Source organism: Flavobacterium sp., from assembly GCF_031363805.1.
Classification (GTDB): domain Bacteria; phylum Bacteroidota; class Bacteroidia; order Flavobacteriales; family Flavobacteriaceae; genus Flavobacterium.
In genome coordinates this window covers 1-2,952 of record NZ_JANLVD010000269.1, presented here as the reverse complement: position 1 = coordinate 2,952, position 2,952 = coordinate 1, and the positions used below count along the sequence as shown (strand labels likewise).

The window sequence follows — 2,952 nt, the reverse complement described above, 5'->3', positions numbered from 1 at the left end:
ATGGAAATGTAATATTAAATATTGTAGATGAAAATTGTATTTCTTTAAAAAACAAACGAGAAGAAATAATTTTAGAAAAATGTTTTGAAGGGAGTACAATTAATATAAGAAATGTTAAAGGAAATTTAATACCACTAACTTTTATAAGTGGAAATAAATCATTGGATATTGATTTTTACAACATTAATAAAGACTGGGTATCAAAATCGGTAACATATTACTCAAGTAATGGAAATAATGAAATAAAAAAAACAGAGCAAATCTCTATTATTTTAAGTGAATTTAATTTTGATAATGTTTTAAGTAAATTTATTAATAAAGAAACCATAAATGACCCTTCTGAATTCAATAATATTAAGAATATAGAAAAGTTATTACAAATGGATATTTATAAGATTGCAGATATTTTAAAAACTAATCCAGTAAATAATCAAAATATTATAACTTATAATGATGCTGCATATTACTTAATTGAAAAAGAAAATTTTAATGAGGCAAGGATAATTTTATTAGAAATTGTTGCTTTCTCACCAAACAGAACAGTCGCATATTTAAATTTAGGAGATGCAGAATGGGGCTTTGATGACACTTCAAGTGCCAAGAAGTCTTATCAAAAATATATTTCTCTAATGAAAAGTCAAGGTAAAGATTTAAAAAAAATTCCAAAAAGAGTATTCGAACGGATTGAGTAAATTTATTGTGGAATATTAAATTATTAAGATTAGTGATTCACAATTTGAAAGTTCATATATTATTAATAATTCGCTCTTTGACATATTTTATTTAGTATAAATTTCGTTGGATATGGCATTTCCATCGTTGGATATGGCGTTTCCATCGTTGACTATGCCATTTCTATCGTTGGATATGCCGTTTCCATCGTTGACTTTGGCATTTCCATCGTTGGATATGACATATCTATCGTTGGATATGGCATTTCCATCGATGGAAATGGCAGTTCCATCGTTGGATATGGCAAAATCACAATAATAAATTTATTAACATAATCTGTTTTATAGATTTAATATGCTATTTTTGAAAGTATTAATCTATAAATATTAGAAATTATGAACAGAACCAAAGGAAGGGTTGTATTATCCAAAAACCCAAAAGACAACTTGGATGTGGCTCAAAAAATTTATGACAAACACCTGAGTTTAGGGGCTAGTAGCCCATTGAATGTGATTGAAGATTTTAGTTGGTCAGATTCAGGTCCCAAAATTGCACCCACTTTAACTGACCATGAAGAAGCTGAATTTCACAAAGGCGAAATGGAAAAAAAATATGCTAACAGAGATGCTCAAATGCCAGAAATAATTGCTGGAGTCAAAAAAAGCATCAACCTTTTGAAAGCTAGCTTTAGCGACAATCCTAAGAAATTGGCTGACTGGGGAATTAGTGTAGATGATTCACCCAAGGAAAAGCCTACCCCTAAAAAATTATAACATACAATTGTGGCAATTGCACTGCCCCAAATTGCAGCGGTAGCCCCGAGGCAATAAAAGCTATTTTTTCAAGCCATTGCAAAGCGACCAAAGGAAGCTCTTGCAGTGGCTTTTGAAAAAAAGCTTTTATAACGAGGGCTAAAGCGAAAAGTTGGAATAGGCACAAAAAATAAAAATACAAAGTTATTGCAGAATACACACAAGAAGATGGCGTTGTAAACCAACAAACTTTTGAGGGTGTGACCGAAAGTTTATTGGTAATGAGTATTAGCAATGCGGCACAGATTGTTAGACCGCAAACACCCATGACATTTACGGCAAAAACCCAGTACAACACGGCTGAAAATTTGACTGGTGCAGAAAGTGGCACCATTAAATGGAATTTGAACGGGATTTTTGTGGGAACGGGAGCAACCATCAAACTTGAAGGTGGATTTTTTATAAGAGAAGGAAAATATGTGATAGAAGGTTATGTTCACAAAGCCAATGCTAGTGTACATATGACAGGAAAAGAAATCGAAGCAACCAACCAAGACGACTGGCATTTTGAAGTAAAAAAGAACGATGTTATAGATTTTGGATTTATAGGTATGCCGAAAGTGGGCAAGAAAACACAATTGACTGTTACACAATATGTCCTGCCACCTATTGAGGGCGAAAAAACCATTTGGACTATTTTTGGGAAAACAGTTTTAGGTCAAACTATAGATATTACGCCTGCAACTGCTGGTAGCACACCTGTAGTTTGTAAAATAAACTATATGTCTGGCAAAAAACAACCCCTTATCATCAAACAAGCGGTGGTAGATGATGTGGTGTTTACAGACAGTAGCGGAATTGAAATTAAAAAAGCAAGTTGGGGTAGCAAAATTAATATGTTTGTAAAGCAAAAAGAGCTGATTGATGAGGATTTTGTGGTCGATCTGGTGAGCCAGGCAGATAATAAACCCGCATTATCAAAAACTGTTGCCAAATACAACGGTGGGCTTTTGCCAATAGCATTGGACAGCAGTATAAAATCAAAATCTGCGGGGGCTACTTCGTTTTACTTAAAAATTAATGCGCCACACCTCAAAGCTATTGGCGAAGATACTGTTTTTCCCAAGGGTGGAAGATTGGAAATTACCGATGTTCGTTCTATTTTTAAAGGGCAATTGGGCGAAGAAAATGCTTCGCAGAAACATACGATGGTCGATTATGACAAAATTAGTTGGTTTTATGCCAACACAACAGGGATTAAACCTGATGAGGAACTGACGATTGAGATTTGGCAGGCACTTACTGCTAAGGAATCTTTTTTGGGTCGTGACGACAAAATGAAACACACCCTCAAAGCAAAGGTTGATGATAGCGGTGTACTGAAAGCCAAAATTGAATGGAACAAAATTCAGAAAATTAAGGATACACGCCAAATTTATATTCAGGTAAAGGACAAAGATGGCAACACCTTGTATGATGCAGATGGTAAGTACAACGAAGCGAAAGTAACCCTTGTGTATACGCCAAC

4 protein-coding genes are annotated in these 2,952 nt (G+C 34.1%); all 4 read left to right on the top strand.

What is annotated here, in order from left to right; genetic code table 11:
* Positions 1-692: hypothetical protein (locus RMN92_RS14365; protein ID WP_309610130.1), on the top strand; the 692-nt coding region annotated here is incomplete at its 5' end.
* A 112-nt stretch (positions 693-804) separates the two neighbouring features.
* Positions 805-990 (top strand): hypothetical protein, encoded by a 186-nt coding sequence (locus tag RMN92_RS14360; RefSeq protein ID WP_309610129.1) that lies wholly within the window; start codon positions 805-807, stop codon positions 988-990.
* A 77-nt stretch (positions 991-1,067) separates the two neighbouring features.
* Positions 1,068-1,445 carry a hypothetical protein gene (locus tag RMN92_RS14355; protein WP_309610128.1) on the top strand — a complete coding sequence of 126 codons (378 nt, stop codon included), beginning with the start codon at positions 1,068-1,070 and terminating at the stop codon, positions 1,443-1,445.
* A gap of 260 nt (positions 1,446-1,705) precedes the next feature.
* The coding region (locus tag RMN92_RS14350; RefSeq protein WP_309610127.1) for a hypothetical protein at positions 1,706-2,952 on the top strand (1,247 nt) is incomplete at its 3' end.

Excerpts from the sequence above, each read along its gene's own strand:
- RMN92_RS14360 (WP_309610129.1), top strand. The coding sequence starts at position 805 with ATGGCATTTCCATCGTTGGATATGGCGTTTCCATCGTTGACTATGCCA.
- RMN92_RS14355 (WP_309610128.1), top strand. The coding sequence starts at position 1,068 with ATGAACAGAACCAAAGGAAGGGTTGTATTATCCAAAAACCCAAAAGAC.